This is a genomic window from Mesorhizobium sp. LNJC391B00 (assembly GCF_000502535.1).
Lineage (GTDB): Bacteria > Pseudomonadota > Alphaproteobacteria > Rhizobiales > Rhizobiaceae > Mesorhizobium.
In genome coordinates, this window is sequence record NZ_AYWI01000006.1 from 255,583 (window position 1) to 269,318 (window position 13,736).

A 13,736-nucleotide genomic window follows, 5' to 3' on the forward strand; every position below is an offset into this window, starting at 1 on the left:
AGCGGTATATATTATAAGCGTGCTTACCATTCAAGGCGCCGCATTGCGCCAGAGCCGAAAAAGAGGGATGGCAGCCATGCAGATGCGGTCACGGCACAGGCAATGACGGTTGCGGATGACCTCCCGACCGAGACGTGAATTGCCGTCGAGAACGCCGTGAGAAGAAAGGTCGTCTTGCGCGTCCTCGCCACCGGCACACCTAGGCTTTCGGCGGCATTTCGCCGGCGGCGAAGGCATCGAGCCGGCGGTGGTTCCACAGGGCATAGGCAAGGATGGTGCCCGCACCCAGCGCGCCCGGATATTGTCCCAGCGAGCCAGGCCGAGGCCGCCCAGCAGCGGCTTTCCACGATGGTGAACTGCCACAGTCGACCAGCGCCCTTCGATTTTACGACAGGCGCAATTTCGATCAAACTGGCCTCGCAAAAGCCGACAAAATGTGCCGCCAAATGCGAGGAGACCTATGAACCCGACCGAGAAAGCGCTGTGGTTTGTCGAGAGCCATCTGCCGGAAGCGATCTCGCTTGAAGATGTCGCGCAAAGCAGCGGCGTCTCGCGCTTTCATGTGACGCGCGCCTTTGGCGCCGCCACCGGCCGTTCGGTGATGGGCTATATGCGCGCGCGCCGGCTGACCGAAGCGGCGCGCAAGCTGGCTTCCGGCGCGCCCGACATCCTCGCGGTCGCGCTCGATGCCGGCTACGCCTCGCACGAAGCCTTCACCCGCGCCTTCCGCGATCAGTTCGGCACGACGCCGGAACTGGTGCGCGCGCAGGGCAGCCTCAGCAATCTCGACCTGGTGGAGCCGATCCTGATGGACCAGTCCTTCCTCGCCTCACTGCCGCCGCCGCGCTTCGAGACCGGCCGTCCCTTCCTCATTGCCGGCCTCGGCGAGCGCTACAGCTGCGAAACCAGCGCGGCTATTCCGATGCAGTGGCAGCGCTTCGGTCCCTATATCGGCAACATTCCGGGCGAGACCGGCGACGTCGCCTATGGCGTCTGCGTCAATGGCGACGATGCCGGCAATTTCGACTATATCGCCGGGGTCGAAGTTTCGGATTTCTCGGACCTGCCGAAGGAGCTTTCGCGGGTGCGGGTGCCGGCGCAGAAATACGCCGTGTTCACCCATGCCGAGCACATCTCCACCATCCGCCGCACCGTCAACACGATCTGGAACAAATGGCTGCCGGCCTCGGGGCACGATATAGCCGACGGCCCCGAATTCGAGCGCTACGGCCCGGAGTTCCATCCGCGCAGCGGCAATGGCGGGCTGGAGATATGGGTCCCGGTGGCCTGAACGCCGCTACAACTCCAGGTTCCAGTTCTGGCCGACCAGATCCTTGCCGAAGGCGTGATGGCGCTCTTCGTCCACCAGCCTGAAGCCGGCACTCTCGTAGATGTGGCGGGCGGCGGTCAGGATGTCGTTGGTCCATAGGGTCAGCGTCTTGTAGCCCTTGGCACGAGCAAAGCCGATGCACTCCTGAACCAGCCGCTTGCCGATGCCGAGGCCGCGCGCCGATGGTTCGACATAGAGCAGGCGCAGCTTCGCCACCGCGTCGGATTTGCGCACGACGAAGACCGAGCCGACTACCTCCCCTTGCCGTTCGGCAATCCAGCTGCGTTCCCATTCTGGATCGAAGGATTTTACGAAGGCGCCGAGGATTTCGGCGACCAGCGCCTCGTAGGTTTCGTCCCAGCCATATTCCTGTGCGTAGATCTGTCCTTGGCGGCGCACGACCCAGCCGATGTCGCCGACCTGCAAGGGGCGCAGCACATACGGCACTTTGGACTCCGGGCTGTCGCCCAGGAGTTGCTGCACCGTCTGCATAGCCTTGGCCAGCCGGTCCTGTTCGGCAGCGGGAAGCCGCGCCAGCAAGGCGGCGACCTGGTCGTGCGAAGCCCGGTTCAGCGGCACGAAGGCCTGCCGCCCCGCCGGCGTCAGCGTGATCGACGATTGCCGCGCATCCGACGCCAGCGCCGCGCGCGAAATCAGCTGCAGGTGCTCGAACTTCTTCAGGAGCCGGCTGACATAACCGGCATCGAGGCCGAGATCGCGAATGAGATCGCTGGCGGTCAGGCCATCGCGATGCGCCAGTTCGTAGAGCACCCGCGCCTCGGTCAGCGAGAAGGCGCTTTTCAGCAGGCCTTCGTCGAGCAGACCTATCTGGCGGGTGTAGAAGCGGTTGAAAGCCCGCACCGCGTCGATGCGCTCCTTGCCGGGCTGATGATGGATCGTCATGGGAAGCCTCCTGCCCATCAACGATCGGCCATTTATTTGACTTAGTCAAGTATGTACGAGATGCTCACGCGGTCGCTTCTCAGGCGATCGCGCGGCGGCGCCGCGCGATCAGGACGAACAGGCCGAGCAGCACGACGCTGGCCGCCGCACTGGCGGCGGCAAATTCCGGCACCGGGCGAAAATCCTTGCCGTCGATCAGCAGCGATGCCGCGACCGGGCCGATCGCCAGACCGAAAAGCTGGGCCGCCGGCACCAGAAGCACGGCCGTGCGCGTCTCGTCGGCGGTGATCGCCAGCCGGATCTGATAGGGCACGATGAACAGAAGGATGAAGCCCATGATCAAGGCCGCGACCCAGAAAACCGTCAGGCCGGGGCTGCCGGCGAGCACCACGGAACTGGCGACGGCGACCACGCCGATCGCCATGATCGCGAAGCGGTAATCGATGCGCGCCTCGAAGACGGTAGCCGTCATTGCGCCCAGCACCTGCAATGCGAGGTTGGCCGAGACGATCAGGCCGACGGTGCGGCCATCGATGCCGTATTGTGCGCCAAGTGGCTCGAGAAACGCCCAGACCGAGCCGAAGAACATGAAGTAGCAGAAGACGCTCAGCAAAGCGGCAAGCGAAGGAACGGTCAGCACATTGCTGAACTGTTCCTCCTTGGGCAGGTCGGCATAGCTATCGGGGACGATGAAGGCGACCGCCACCGAAGCGATGCAGACGACGGCAAGGACGATGAAGCCGCCTGCCGATCCGGCGGCCGGGATGACGTAAAGCGCCACCAGCAGGGCAAGGGCGCATTGCGCCAGGGTCTGAAGGGTGACGAAGAAGCCGCCGATGCGCTCGGCCCGGCGCGAACGGGCGATCAGTTCCGTGGCGACCGCCACCAGCCCGCCCTCGGCGAGGCCGGCCACCGCGCGGGCGGCAATCAGCGAGGTGGAGGTCAGCGCATAGGAGGTCGCCCAGTTCGCCAGCGCCAGCAGGACCAGAAGGACGGCACTTTTCCAGCGCATATTGTGGGCGGAAAGCATCATGGCCACCACAGCCGAACCGATGCCGATGGCAATCATCTCGGCCGTGGCGACCAGCGCGAGTTCGTCGCCGCTGACATGCCCCTCGGTATAGAGTGCGCCGAGCAGCACCGGCTGCAGCCCGAGAATGAGCAGGCCGACCGAGCCGATCCACAATGCCGAGGCGAGTTGCGCCCCAGTGGGGTTGCCGACCAGCCAGTCGCCGTTCCCGGCATCGGCGTTACCAGCAGAAGTCACGGTCGCCTCCCAACGTCCTTGCCTGGCGGCAAAAAAACTGACAGTCTGTCAGCATTTAGAAACTGATACTCGATCATATTCGTTTGTCAATCAGTAGCGGGACTTGGCACCAACAAGGCTGGGGATGGTCTTGGCGATCGAATGGTCTGGGCGATCGAGAGGATGGCGGCATGAACGAAGCAGTGCAGATGACGACCGAACCGAGGCGCAGGCCCAAACAGGAGCGCAGCCGCGAGCGCATCGACGCCATCCTGTCGACGACCATGCGGCTGATCGGCGAGAAAGGCATCGACGCCGTCACCATGAAGGAAGTCGGCGCACAGGCCGGCGGGCCGATCGCCACCGTCTATCATTACTTCCCCAACAAGTCGGCGATCCTGGCGATGCTCTACGAGCGATTCTCCGAAGTGAGCCGCGCCCGGCTTGCCGCGATCGTTGCCGACGTCGGCGGGCTGAGCGACGTTATCGCTGCGGCCGACCGGCTGCTCGACGACTACTATGAGCGCGTCGCCGGCGACCCCGCCATTCAGGACCTGCAAAACGCCATCCAGGCTGACAAGGCGCTGAAGAATCTCGACATCGCCGAAACCCGGCACCAGGCGACGATGTTCTGCGACCATGTCGGCCCCTTTCTCGCGCCAGAGCGACGCAATGAGTTCGGCCGTATGGTTTTCCTGATCTTCCAGCTGGCCGGCGGCGTCGTGCGCATGGCGCTGACCCAGGACCAGGAGGAAAGCCGCCACACCATCGAGGACTACCGGTCGATCATCCATACGCAGTTGGGACTGTTTCTCTAGCGATTCGACCCCGTCCGGTCTGGTGGATGAGGTTTTCGAAGCCGTCGGCCAGGTTGGCGGCGCCGGCGGCGACGATCTTCGACAGGTTTCTGGCGCGACCCGGGGTCTTGTTGGCATCGAGCAGCACGGCCCTGCCCTCATGCACGACAAAGTCGAATTTGCCATAGTCGAAGCCCAGCTTCCGACGCAGGGCGCGCAATTCGTCGGGAACCGCAACCGGCTCCCGGCGGATGGTGTCGTCGCCCTTGACCAGGCGCTGTGGCGAGACATAGCGGGTGCAGCGCTCCCGATCGCCGCAGAATATCCAGAACCGCGCCGCAAACCCGTCGGGCTCGATTTCGGGAATGAATTTTTCCACGATCAGGTCGGCACGCCTGAAAATCTCCGGCGCCACATCGGCCAGCGAGGCATGCACCTGATAACGGTCGAAGGTCTGCGCGCCCGGGAAAGGCACTGCCTTGCCGGCGCGAACGGATTTTCGGTTGAGCTGCTCCTCGGGCGTCCCCCAATGATTGAGGTTGCTCTTGACGATGACCTGGCCGCTCCAGTTGGCACCCTCCTCGAGGATCGCACCGCTGATGCGGCGCTTGGAAATGTCGGTCGCACCAAGATTGAGACAAATCGGAAATCCGCGCGCGTAGTCGACATAGTCCGATGGCGTCACTGTCGCGTCGACATGCAGGACGGCAATATCGGCGTTATGACTTGCCGAGGGTCCACGCATGATCTGCACGGAGTGACCGCGCCGTTTCAGCTCCGCCAGGACGTCGAACAGCATGTAGGGGCTGTCCTGGCGCAGCAGGAGGCCCCGCCGGCTCTGGAAGCGGTCAAATTCATGCGTTATGACGGCAATGCGGGCCATGGCCTTTCCATGCATGAGGTAACTCGCAAGGCAACCAACAGCCTGGAAGGAAATATGTCCAGCCTTTCCCCAAACCGTTCCGCATGACTGAGCATTGGGACGCAATTCGCCGTCACTGGCGGCTTCTCGGGTCGCCGCTGTGTCCGCCCCCGGAAGCTGTCGCCGCCTATGAGCGCGAACTTAGCCTGCAATCGGTCGATGTGGTGCTGCTCGGGGTCACGCCGGAGCTTGCCGGCCTCGGAAGGACCATGCTCGCGATCGACGAGTCCACTGCCATGATATCGGGCATCTGGCCGGGCGATACCGCCTCACGCAAGGCGGTGATCGGCAACTGGCTGGAGTTGCCGCTGGGCGACGAAAGCGCCGGGGCGGTGATCGGCGACGGCTGCCTGTCGGCGCTGGACTCCTCGGTTGCACGGCAGGCGCTGCTTGCCGAGATCGCGCGTGTGCTGAAGTCCGATGGGCGGGCTGCATTGCGCGCCTATGCAAGCCCTCAGGTGCCGGACGATCTGCAGGAGGTCCGGGCGCTGACGCTGTCCGGTGGTGTCGCGACCTTCCACGAACTCAAATGGCGCATTGCCATGGCTTGTGCCGGCGGCGATCCCGACCGCGCCATTCCGGTGCGGGCGATCCTCGACGCCTTCGATGCGCTGTTTGCCGACCGGGAGGCCCTTGCCGCGACGACCGGATGGGAGATGCCGGTCATCGGCACCATCGATGTCTATGCGAATTCGCAGACTGTCTACAGTTTCGCCCCGGCGGCGACGCTGGTCGAAGAGGCGAGCCGGTTTTTTGACAGTGTCCGCCTCGCGCCGACAGGGACCTATGGGCTGGCTGAACGCTGTCCGCTTCTGGTGCTTAAATCGCCGCGGCGCCGGTAGGGTCTGCCGTCGGATCGCGGCACGGCTCCAATTGGCACAATTGTGCTCACCGTTCGCCTTGACTCTCGAAAGCCACGCGCTTATTTCAGCGCGACGTTAGCACTCTCCCCAGGTGAGTGCTAACGCACATCCGGCACCGCCGGATCGAGGAACAGCTCTCACCGTTCTCATTCGAGGAAGAAAAAATGGCAAAGTCGAAGTTCCGCCCGCTTCATGACCGCGTGGTCGTACGCCGGGTCGAATCCGAATCCAAGACCGCCGGCGGGATCATCATCCCGGATACGGCAAAGGAAAAGCCGCAGGAAGGCGAGATCATCGCCGTCGGCTCCGGCGCTCGCGACGAAGCCGGCAAGCTGGTCCCGCTGGACGTCAAAGCCGGCGACCGCATCCTGTTCGGCAAGTGGTCGGGCACCGAAGTCAAGCTCAATGGCGAAGACCTTCTGATCATGAAGGAATCCGACATTATGGGCATCATCGGCTGATTATCGGCCTCACCGTCAACTNCGAAGACCTTCTGATCATGAAGGAATCCGACATTATGGGCATCATCGGCTGATTATCGGCCTCACCGTCAACTAATTTCGGGCTTGATCGCAAGCCCCCTGCCAGGAGCTAAAAAATGGCTGCTAAAGACGTAAAATTCTCCCGCGACGCCCGCGAGCGCATGCTGCGCGGCGTCAACATCCTCGCCGACGCGGTGAAGGTCACGCTCGGCCCCAAGGGCCGCAACGTCGTCATCGACAAGTCGTTCGGCGCACCGCGCATCACCAAGGACGGCGTCACCGTCGCCAAGGAAATCGAGCTTGAAGACAAGTTCGAAAACATGGGCGCGCAGATGGTCCGCGAAGTTGCTTCGAAGACCAACGACATCGCCGGCGACGGCACCACGACCGCGACCGTCCTGGCGCAGTCGATCGTCCAGGAAGGCCACAAGGCCGTTGCCGCCGGCATGAACCCGATGGACCTGAAGCGCGGCATCGACCTGGCCGTGACCGAAGTCGTCGCGGCTCTCGGCAAGGCTGCCAAGAAGATCAAGACCTCCGAGGAAGTTGCCCAGGTCGGCACGATCTCGGCCAATGGCGACGAGTCGGTCGGCGCCATGATCGCCGAAGCGATGCAGAAGGTCGGCAATGAAGGCGTCATCACGGTTGAAGAAGCCAAGACCGCCGAGACCNCTCCAAGCCGCTGCTCATCATCTCGGAAGACGTCGAAGGCGAGGCTCTGGCCACGCTGGTCGTCAACAAGCTGCGCGGTGGCCTGAAGATCGCCGCCGTCAAGGCGCCGGGCTTCGGTGATCGCCGCAAGGCCATGCTGGAAGACATCGCCATCCTGACCGGTGGCCAGGTCATCTCGGAAGACCTCGGCATCAAGCTCGAGAACGTCGGCCTCAACATGCTCGGCCGCGCCAAGAAGGTGTCGATCTCCAAGGAGAACACCACCATCGTCGACGGCGCCGGCAAGAAGGCCGAGATCCAGGGCCGCGTTGCCCAGATCAAGCAGCAGATCGAAGAGACCACGTCGGACTACGACAAGGAGAAGCTGCAGGAACGTCTGGCGAAGCTCGCNCTCCAAGCCGCTGCTCATCATCTCGGAAGACGTCGAAGGCGAGGCTCTGGCCACGCTGGTCGTCAACAAGCTGCGTGGCGGCCTGAAGATCGCCGCCGTCAAGGCGCCGGGCTTCGGTGATCGCCGCAAGGCCATGCTGGAAGACATCGCCATCCTGACCGGTGGCCAGGTCATTTCGGAAGACCTCGGCATCAAGCTCGAGAATGTCGGCCTCAACATGCTCGGCCGCGCCAAGAAGGTGTCGATCTCCAAGGAGAACACCACCATTGTCGACGGCGCCGGCAAGAAGGACGAGATCCAGGGCCGCGTTGCCCAGATCAAGCAGCAGATCGAAGAGACCACGTCGGACTACGACAAGGAGAAGCTGCAGGAACGTCTGGCGAAGCTCGCNGACGCCCTCAACGCGACCCGCGCGGCCGTGGAAGAAGGCATCGTTGCAGGCGGCGGCGTCGCACTGCTGCGCGCTTCGGCCAACATCAAGGTGACCGGCGTCAATGCCGACCAGGCTGCCGGCATCAACATCGTTCGTCGTGCACTGCAGGCTCCGGCCCGTCAGATCGCTTCGAACGCAGGTGCTGAAGCTTCGATCGTTGCCGGCAAGATCCTCGACAACAAGGGCGCGACCTACGGCTACAACGCCCAGACCGGCGAGTATGGCGACATGATCGCCATGGGCATCGTCGACCCGGTCAAGGTCGTTCGTACCGCTCTCCAGGACGCGGCTTCGGTCGCCGGCCTGCTCGTCACCACCGAAGCCATGATCGCGGAGGCTCCCAAGAAGGAGTCTGCTGGCGGCGGCATGCCTGGCGGCATGGGCGGCGGCGGCATGGGCGGCATGGGCGGTATGGATTTCTAATCCAAGCTATCTGGCTTATGCATACGGAAAGGGCGCCGAGAGGCGCCCTTTTTGTTTTGGAAAGCGGATGGTTAGGCGGCGCTGTCCGCCTGCCGCGCAACCTTGCCTGCAAGCACCGCCTGCTCGACAAGCGCCGCCACCTCGTCGGCCACCACCAGCACCGGGCCACGATCGCGGGTGGCCCTCGCAATCACCATCAGCCCTTCCAGCGAGGATTCGACCAGCAGTGCCAGGGCATGCGCCCGGCGTTCGGGCACTCCTGCCCTGACAAAGGCCTGTCGCAGCAAGCCGATCCATTGCTCGAAAGCCGATCGGCAGAGTTCCGCCAGTTCCGGCACATCGGTGGGTGAATCCAGCACCACCGGCGCGATGGGGCAACCCAGCGAAAAATCATTGTCCTCCAGCATGCGCCCGACCGACTGGTATATGTGATGGACGGCCACTGCAGGATCGCTCTCGGGTGCCAGTGCTTCGCCCAGCCTTTTCGTGACGTCGGCAACGCTGTTGCGCGTCACCTCGATGACCAGTTGGTCCTTGCCGCCTGGGAAATGAAAATAGAGCGAGCCGCGCGGCGCCCCGCTGGCGCCCAGAATGTCGTTGAGCGAGGTGCCGCGATAGCCGCGCTGCCTGAGCAACAGGCCTGTGGTCTCAAGTATGCGGGTGCGGGTGTCGTTGGCCATGTCAACCTCTGTCAGCAGTGACGCATTATAGGGCCTTGCCAAGAATATGACAATCGGTCTATATAATATGTAAATCAGTCTATATATTACAAGGAGAGTGACATGCGCAGCTACCGTCTTGAAGGGTTTGGTGGAACCGAATCCCTGGCGATGCGCGACGAGGCGCGGACGGAACCGAAACCGCATGAGATCGTGGTGCGAGTCCGCGCCGCCTCGCTCAATCGGCGCGACACGATGATCCTTGGCGGCACCTATCCGTTGCCGCCGCGGCAAGGCATCGTGCCGCTGAGCGACGGCGCCGGTGACGTCGTCGCAATCGGCGATGCCGCTACCCGTTTTGCCGTCGGCGACCGCGTCACCGGCAGCTACTTCGCCCGCTGGATCGATGGCCGCATCAATGCCGGTCTGATCGACCAGCTCGGCTGTACGCTGGACGGCATGCTGACTGAGTTTGCCGTGCTCGACGAACAATGGGCGGCTCGACTGCCCGATCATCTGAGCTGGCACGAAGCGGCGACGCTGACCTGCGCCGGCGTGACGGCCTGGAACGCGGTGACCGGGACCCGGATTCCGAAGCCTGGTCAATGGGTTCTCACCATCGGTTCGGGTGGCGTTTCGCTGTTTGCTCTGCAGTTCGCCAAGTTGCTCGGCTGCCGGGTTGTCGCCATCACATCGCGCGCGGAGAAGGCCGACAGGCTGCGGGCGCTGGGCGCCGACCTCGTTGTCTCCAGCACCGACATACCGGAATGGGGCGGCTGGGCGCGCGAGCAGACAGGCGGCATCGACCTCGTCGTCGAAACCGGCGGCCCGGCCACCTTCGCGCAGTCGCTGATTGCCAGCACGCTTTATGGACACATCGTGCTGCTGACGCTGCAGGACGCTAGTGGCAGATCGATCGAGATGCCGGCAGCGCTTTATCAGCGCAGCCTCGTCACCATCAGCCGCCTGTTCGTCGGCAGCCGCAGCAATCTCGAAGCCATGCTGCGCGCCGTGTCGCAGCATCGCCTCAAGCCCGTTATCGACAGGGTCTTCCCCTTTGCCGAAGCCCCCGAAGCGTACCGCCACTTCCAGCAGGGCGACGTGTTCGGGAAGGTTGTCATCGACTGCGCCTGACCCAATTGCCCGCTTTTCAACCCCGAATCAGGAGAACGACCATGACCATCCGTGAAGCTTCCGCAGAATGGCAAGGCACACTGAAGGAAGGCGGCGGCCGTCTGCGGCTTGGCAGCGGCGTCTTCGAAGGCGCCTATTCCTTTCCGTCGCGGTTCGAGAACGGTCCGGGCACCAATCCCGAAGAGCTGATCGGGGCAGCACATGCCGGCTGCTTCTCGATGGCGCTGACCTTCATCCTCGGCCAGGAAGGCCACGTCGCCCGCACCATCCGCACCGTCGCCAAGGTGCATCTCGGCGCGACCGCCGCCGGGCCGACGATCACCCGCATCGAGCTCGAAACGGAAGCAGAGATTCCCGGCCTTCAGCCTGCCGAATTCCAGCGTATGGCGGAGACGGCGAAGACGACCTGCCTTGTCTCCCGCGCTTTGGCCGGCGTTACAACCATCACCCTCAAGGCCGAGCTGGCCGCCACCACTGCCACGGAACAATGAAAACCAGGAGGTATGAGATGAGCCAGGACAGCATCACGAGCATTCATCCGGGCGACCACTCTAGCCAGACGGCCGAGATCATGCGTCGCTTCAACGATGTGTTCCAGTTGCACGATCCGTCCGCGCTTGCCGAGTTGGTGGCGCAGGATTGCGTTATCGAAAACACCGTGCCGGCGCCGGACGGCGCCCGCCATGCCGGCAAAGAGGCATGCATTGACCTATGGTCGGCGATCGCCACCCAGCCCGGCACGCGCTTCGACCTCGAGGAAACCTTCGTCGCCGGCGAACGGGCGACGATCCGCTGGCGCTACTTCATGGCCGGCGGCAACTCCATCCGCGGCGTCAATCTGATGCGCGTCGCGGATGGGCTGATCGTCGAGGCGATGGGTTACGTCAAGGGATAGAAGCGTTGTCACGGAGGTGGCGCAAAAGCGCGCAGGCAGTGAAACGGTGCTCACCAAACTGAGCGAACTGATGTTTGTCGACGTGTTGCGCCGTTACTTGGAATCGCTGCCGCCACAAACCACGGGATGGCTGGCTGGCCTGCGCGATCCAAACCTGGCGAGGGCACTGGCGCTGATCCACGACCGGCCGGCGCATAACTGGACGGTGGAGGCGCTGGCGAAGGACTCCGCGCTGTCGCGCAGCGTGCTCGCCGAACGCTTCACCAGGCTGGTCGGCATGCCGCCAATGCATTATCTCGCCAAATGGCGCATGCAGATCGCCTCGGAGCTGCTCAGCGCCGGCTCCAGCAACATGGCCAGCATCGCCGCTGAAATCGGCTACGAATCCGAGGCAGCGTTCAGCCGCGCCTTCAAGAAGATGATCGGCCTTCCGCCCTCGGCCTGGCGTTTAGGCATCCGGACCGGATCCGGAACCGACGAAGAGTAGGCCGAGGCCTGGCAGCTCCTGTTCTATCGATCAGCCAGCGCCAGCTTGGCGCCAAGCATGACAAAGGCGCCGGCGAAGGTGCGGCGCATCCAGGTCAGCACTATCGGCCGCGACACGACATGGCTGCGGATCGAGGCCGCAAAGATGCCGTAAGCGACGAAGACGACGAAGGTCAGTAGCATGAAGACGCTCGAGAGTTCGAGCATCTTGGCAAATGCGTTCGGTTCGGTCGTGCTGACGAATTGCGGCAGGAAGGCAAAGAAGAAGATCGACAGCTTCGGGTTCAGGATGTTGATCAGGATACCGGAGGTGATGACCTTGGCTGCCGAGCGGGGTGCCGCGTTTTCATCGACGCTCAGGCCGCCCTTCTCGTTCAGCGTGTTCCAGGCCATGTAGAGGAGATAGGCGACGCCGAGATATTTCAGCGTCTCGAAGGCGACAGCACTTGTGTGCAGCAGCGCCGCCAGGCCGGTGATGGCGGCGGCCATATGCGGGATGATGCCAAGCGTGCAGCCGAATGCAGCAGTGATCGAGGCGCGCGCGCCTCGCGAAAGCCCGGCGCTCAGCGTGTAGAGAACGCCGGTGCCGGGCGAAGCCACGACGATCAGCGACGTCAACAGGAATTCGATGCTCATGGTTCCTCCAACGCCCTGCCCGTACTGGAAGCTATCGGGGGATGTGGGATGAGGCAAGGTGGGCGTCGGCTAGATCGTTGGCATCCCGTGCGCCTTGCGCGCCATCAGGCAATCGTCGCCGCCAGGCATGCAGGCGTGGCAGACGTCCGGGCGGATCTCGTAGATGCCGCAGGCCGTGTGCTTGCCGATCTCGCCCGTAAGCGCCGAACAGCGCACGCCTTCGCAGCGCATCCCGGACAGGTCGGCGGACACGAACTTTTCCGGAATCCGGTCAAGTTGCGCATCGTCCTCGGTCGAGAAGCGCGGCCATTCGGCCGAGTAGGAGCAGCAGGCGCCGCAGCTCTGGCAATCGAAAACCGGCTGGTCGTCCTGTTTTGACGACCGGATATCCCTGGCGGCCAACGCGACCAGCCCAGGTGCTGCGAGATTGCGATCGGCTTGGTGCGGCAAGGCGCTATTTCTTCTTGCCTGCCTTGCCCTTGGGCGTGGCGGCTGGCGCCTCGAACAGATCGGTCGCCGACGGTTCGGTGGCCTTCGGCGCGGCAGCGGGCTTGGCCTGCTTTGCAGTGGCAGCAGCCGACGCTGCCGGCTGGTCCTTGGTGGAAAACTTTATGGCCATGTCAGTCCTCGTCGGAAAAGCGCGATGATGGTGCGCGCGGATTGCGCAAGCGGCCGATCAGCGCCGAGACCGCTGTGATGTTCATTTCCTCGGGCGACCAGTTCCTCGCCTCGGCAATGTGGTGCGCCGCCAGTTCGCGATGCGTGCTGCCGCTATAGGCGGCATCCTGGTAGGTCACGCGCTCCTGGGTCTTTTTGTCCTCGCGGACATATTCGACCAGATAGTTCGGAGCTTCGGCACGGCCGCGCACGCCGACGCGCACCTGGGCATCGCCATGCGCGCGCTTGCAGCGCTCGAGCTTTTCCAGCACACGGCGGACATATTCGACCGGCTTGTCCAGGCCCGGGACCATGGACGCGATGGTCGCATCGGCATCGATCGGCGTCGGCGGCACGCGCTTGGTGGCCATCAGCGTTTGCCTGCCCGCTTCGGCAGCGCCGCAAGGGCTGCGGCCGCTGCCATGTCGTCGGCTTCCTTTTCCTTGCGCAGTTCGCGCAAGCGCGCGGTCTTGGCTTCGCGAGCCTCGCTGACGGCATCACGCTCGGACAGGATGCGGTTGAGTGACATCGACTGGGTTTGCGTCTTGCTGAACAGCGAGCCGGCCTGTTCGGCGGTCTTCGATTGAGTGGTCAAAACTTTCTCCTGTCGGGAGCCTGGTGCCGATAGAGCGAGACCGGGCTTCGGTCACGACCAATGCGATACGGCATCGGGGCAATATGGAGGGTTCAGATTGCTGGATCGTCCCTTAGCACGTTCCGGCCGGCGTGCGGCGCACTTTTAGCGGCATGACGCATAAAATGAAAAAGGCCAGGCACCGCCTGACCTTCCATGAAAGCGCCGCGCAT

The 13,736-nt window shown here is 63.5% G+C and carries 17 protein-coding genes and 3 pseudogenes; 10 read left to right on the forward strand and 10 right to left on the reverse strand.

Features of this window, described 5'->3' with window-relative positions:
• Nucleotides 1–125: 125 nt before the first annotated feature.
• A pseudogene (locus X750_RS1000000167015) lies at nucleotides 126–333 on the reverse strand (iron chelate uptake ABC transporter family permease subunit); the annotation flags it as partial.
• 127 nt (nucleotides 334–460) lie between these two features.
• On the opposite strand from X750_RS1000000167015, the gene X750_RS148465 reads away from it, so the two are divergent.
• On the forward strand, nucleotides 461–1,291 hold the full coding sequence (locus X750_RS148465; protein WP_023697700.1) for an AraC family transcriptional regulator: 831 nt from the start codon (nucleotides 461–463) through the stop codon (nucleotides 1,289–1,291).
• A 6-nt stretch (nucleotides 1,292–1,297) separates the two neighbouring features.
• Here the strand turns inward: X750_RS148465 and X750_RS148460 are convergent, their stop codons facing one another.
• On the reverse strand, nucleotides 1,298–2,233 hold the full coding sequence (locus X750_RS148460) for a helix-turn-helix domain-containing GNAT family N-acetyltransferase (RefSeq protein ID WP_023747749.1): 936 nt from the start codon (nucleotides 2,231–2,233) through the stop codon (nucleotides 1,298–1,300).
• Nucleotides 2,234–2,312: 79 nt separating this feature from the next.
• Nucleotides 2,313–3,500 carry an MFS transporter gene (locus X750_RS148455; RefSeq protein ID WP_023747750.1) on the reverse strand — a complete coding sequence of 396 codons (1,188 nt, stop codon included), beginning with the start codon at nucleotides 3,498–3,500 and terminating at the stop codon, nucleotides 2,313–2,315.
• 170 nt (nucleotides 3,501–3,670) lie between these two features.
• On the opposite strand from X750_RS148455, the gene X750_RS148450 reads away from it, so the two are divergent.
• Complete coding sequence (locus X750_RS148450; protein WP_023712752.1) at nucleotides 3,671–4,297, forward strand: TetR/AcrR family transcriptional regulator; 627 nt, start codon at nucleotides 3,671–3,673, stop codon at nucleotides 4,295–4,297.
• On the opposite strand, the gene X750_RS148445 is transcribed toward X750_RS148450, so the two are convergent.
• Entirely contained in the window at nucleotides 4,266–5,159 is an 894-nt protein-coding gene (locus X750_RS148445) for a hypothetical protein (RefSeq protein ID WP_023747751.1), read from the reverse strand. The two genes, X750_RS148450 and X750_RS148445, sit on opposite strands and share 32 nt — an antisense overlap.
• A gap of 83 nt (nucleotides 5,160–5,242) precedes the next feature.
• Between X750_RS148445 and X750_RS148440 the strand changes: the two genes are divergently transcribed.
• The 4 genes and pseudogenes from X750_RS148440 to X750_RS0132960 all read left to right on the forward strand — a co-directional run.
• The gene (locus tag X750_RS148440) at nucleotides 5,243–6,040 is read left to right on the forward strand and encodes a methyltransferase domain-containing protein (RefSeq protein WP_023689544.1); all 798 of its coding nucleotides are present in this window, start codon (nucleotides 5,243–5,245) and stop codon (nucleotides 6,038–6,040) included.
• Nucleotides 6,041–6,225: 185 nt separating this feature from the next.
• The gene (groES, locus tag X750_RS148435; RefSeq protein WP_006203049.1) at nucleotides 6,226–6,522 is read left to right on the forward strand and encodes a co-chaperone GroES; all 297 of its coding nucleotides are present in this window, start codon (nucleotides 6,226–6,228) and stop codon (nucleotides 6,520–6,522) included.
• A 137-nt stretch (nucleotides 6,523–6,659) separates the two neighbouring features.
• Nucleotides 6,660–7,312, forward strand: a pseudogene (locus X750_RS1000000167585) (TCP-1/cpn60 chaperonin family protein); the annotation flags it as partial.
• 295 nt (nucleotides 7,313–7,607) lie between these two features.
• A pseudogene (locus X750_RS0132960) lies at nucleotides 7,608–8,462 on the forward strand (TCP-1/cpn60 chaperonin family protein); the annotation flags it as partial.
• Nucleotides 8,463–8,533: 71 nt separating this feature from the next.
• Here the strand turns inward: X750_RS0132960 and X750_RS148430 are convergent.
• Nucleotides 8,534–9,142, reverse strand: a complete 609-nt coding sequence (locus X750_RS148430; RefSeq protein WP_023747752.1) for a TetR/AcrR family transcriptional regulator — start codon at nucleotides 9,140–9,142, stop codon at nucleotides 8,534–8,536.
• Nucleotides 9,143–9,244: 102 nt separating this feature from the next.
• Here X750_RS148430 and X750_RS148425 point away from each other — a divergent pair, with 102 nt between their 5' ends.
• Genes X750_RS148425 through X750_RS148410 form a run of 4 tightly spaced genes read left to right on the forward strand, consistent with a single transcriptional unit; the run spans nucleotide 9,245 to nucleotide 11,637 of the window.
• The gene (locus X750_RS148425; RefSeq protein WP_023747753.1) at nucleotides 9,245–10,255 is read left to right on the forward strand and encodes an NAD(P)-dependent alcohol dehydrogenase; all 1,011 of its coding nucleotides are present in this window, start codon (nucleotides 9,245–9,247) and stop codon (nucleotides 10,253–10,255) included.
• A 41-nt stretch (nucleotides 10,256–10,296) separates the two neighbouring features.
• On the forward strand, nucleotides 10,297–10,746 hold the full coding sequence (locus X750_RS148420; RefSeq protein ID WP_023705715.1) for an OsmC family peroxiredoxin: 450 nt from the start codon (nucleotides 10,297–10,299) through the stop codon (nucleotides 10,744–10,746).
• Nucleotides 10,747–10,763: 17 nt separating this feature from the next.
• Nucleotides 10,764–11,150, forward strand: coding sequence for a nuclear transport factor 2 family protein (locus X750_RS148415; protein WP_023705714.1), 387 nt, complete (start codon nucleotides 10,764–10,766; stop codon nucleotides 11,148–11,150).
• A 46-nt stretch (nucleotides 11,151–11,196) separates the two neighbouring features.
• The gene (locus X750_RS148410; protein ID WP_198020984.1) at nucleotides 11,197–11,637 is read left to right on the forward strand and encodes an AraC family transcriptional regulator; all 441 of its coding nucleotides are present in this window, start codon (nucleotides 11,197–11,199) and stop codon (nucleotides 11,635–11,637) included.
• A 23-nt stretch (nucleotides 11,638–11,660) separates the two neighbouring features.
• Here X750_RS148410 and X750_RS148405 read toward each other — a convergent pair whose 3' ends face one another.
• From X750_RS148405 to X750_RS148390, 5 genes are all read right to left on the reverse strand, one after another.
• On the reverse strand, nucleotides 11,661–12,272 hold the full coding sequence (locus tag X750_RS148405) for a LysE family translocator (RefSeq protein WP_023747755.1): 612 nt from the start codon (nucleotides 12,270–12,272) through the stop codon (nucleotides 11,661–11,663).
• A gap of 69 nt (nucleotides 12,273–12,341) precedes the next feature.
• Complete coding sequence (locus X750_RS148400; RefSeq protein WP_023671506.1) at nucleotides 12,342–12,674, reverse strand: YkgJ family cysteine cluster protein; 333 nt, start codon at nucleotides 12,672–12,674, stop codon at nucleotides 12,342–12,344.
• Between the two features lie 52 nt (nucleotides 12,675–12,726).
• The gene (locus X750_RS1000000166440; RefSeq protein WP_023747756.1) at nucleotides 12,727–12,891 is read right to left on the reverse strand and encodes a hypothetical protein; all 165 of its coding nucleotides are present in this window, start codon (nucleotides 12,889–12,891) and stop codon (nucleotides 12,727–12,729) included.
• A gap of 1 nt (nucleotide 12,892) precedes the next feature.
• The gene (locus X750_RS148395) at nucleotides 12,893–13,300 is read right to left on the reverse strand and encodes a hypothetical protein (protein WP_023671504.1); all 408 of its coding nucleotides are present in this window, start codon (nucleotides 13,298–13,300) and stop codon (nucleotides 12,893–12,895) included.
• Nucleotides 13,300–13,524, reverse strand: a complete 225-nt coding sequence (locus X750_RS148390) for a hypothetical protein (RefSeq protein ID WP_023712741.1) — start codon at nucleotides 13,522–13,524, stop codon at nucleotides 13,300–13,302. Before X750_RS148390 ends, X750_RS148395 begins: the two co-directional genes overlap by 1 nt.
• Nucleotides 13,525–13,736: the final 212 nt, after the last annotated feature.

Excerpts from the sequence above, each read along its gene's own strand:
- X750_RS148465 (WP_023697700.1), top strand. The coding sequence starts at position 461 with ATGAACCCGACCGAGAAAGCGCTGTGGTTTGTCGAGAGCCATCTGCCG.
- X750_RS148460 (WP_023747749.1), bottom strand. The coding sequence starts at position 2,233 with ATGACGATCCATCATCAGCCCGGCAAGGAGCGCATCGACGCGGTGCGG.
- X750_RS148450 (WP_023712752.1), top strand. The coding sequence starts at position 3,671 with ATGAACGAAGCAGTGCAGATGACGACCGAACCGAGGCGCAGGCCCAAA.
- X750_RS148445 (WP_023747751.1), bottom strand. The coding sequence starts at position 5,159 with ATGGCCCGCATTGCCGTCATAACGCATGAATTTGACCGCTTCCAGAGC.
- X750_RS148440 (WP_023689544.1), top strand. The coding sequence starts at position 5,243 with ATGACTGAGCATTGGGACGCAATTCGCCGTCACTGGCGGCTTCTCGGG.
- groES (WP_006203049.1), top strand. The coding sequence starts at position 6,226 with ATGGCAAAGTCGAAGTTCCGCCCGCTTCATGACCGCGTGGTCGTACGC.
- X750_RS148430 (WP_023747752.1), bottom strand. The coding sequence starts at position 9,142 with ATGGCCAACGACACCCGCACCCGCATACTTGAGACCACAGGCCTGTTG.
- X750_RS148425 (WP_023747753.1), top strand. The coding sequence starts at position 9,245 with ATGCGCAGCTACCGTCTTGAAGGGTTTGGTGGAACCGAATCCCTGGCG.
- X750_RS148420 (WP_023705715.1), top strand. The coding sequence starts at position 10,297 with ATGACCATCCGTGAAGCTTCCGCAGAATGGCAAGGCACACTGAAGGAA.
- X750_RS148415 (WP_023705714.1), top strand. The coding sequence starts at position 10,764 with ATGAGCCAGGACAGCATCACGAGCATTCATCCGGGCGACCACTCTAGC.
- X750_RS148405 (WP_023747755.1), bottom strand. The coding sequence starts at position 12,272 with ATGAGCATCGAATTCCTGTTGACGTCGCTGATCGTCGTGGCTTCGCCC.
- X750_RS1000000166440 (WP_023747756.1), bottom strand. The coding sequence starts at position 12,891 with ATGGCCATAAAGTTTTCCACCAAGGACCAGCCGGCAGCGTCGGCTGCT.
- X750_RS148395 (WP_023671504.1), bottom strand. The coding sequence starts at position 13,300 with ATGGCCACCAAGCGCGTGCCGCCGACGCCGATCGATGCCGATGCGACC.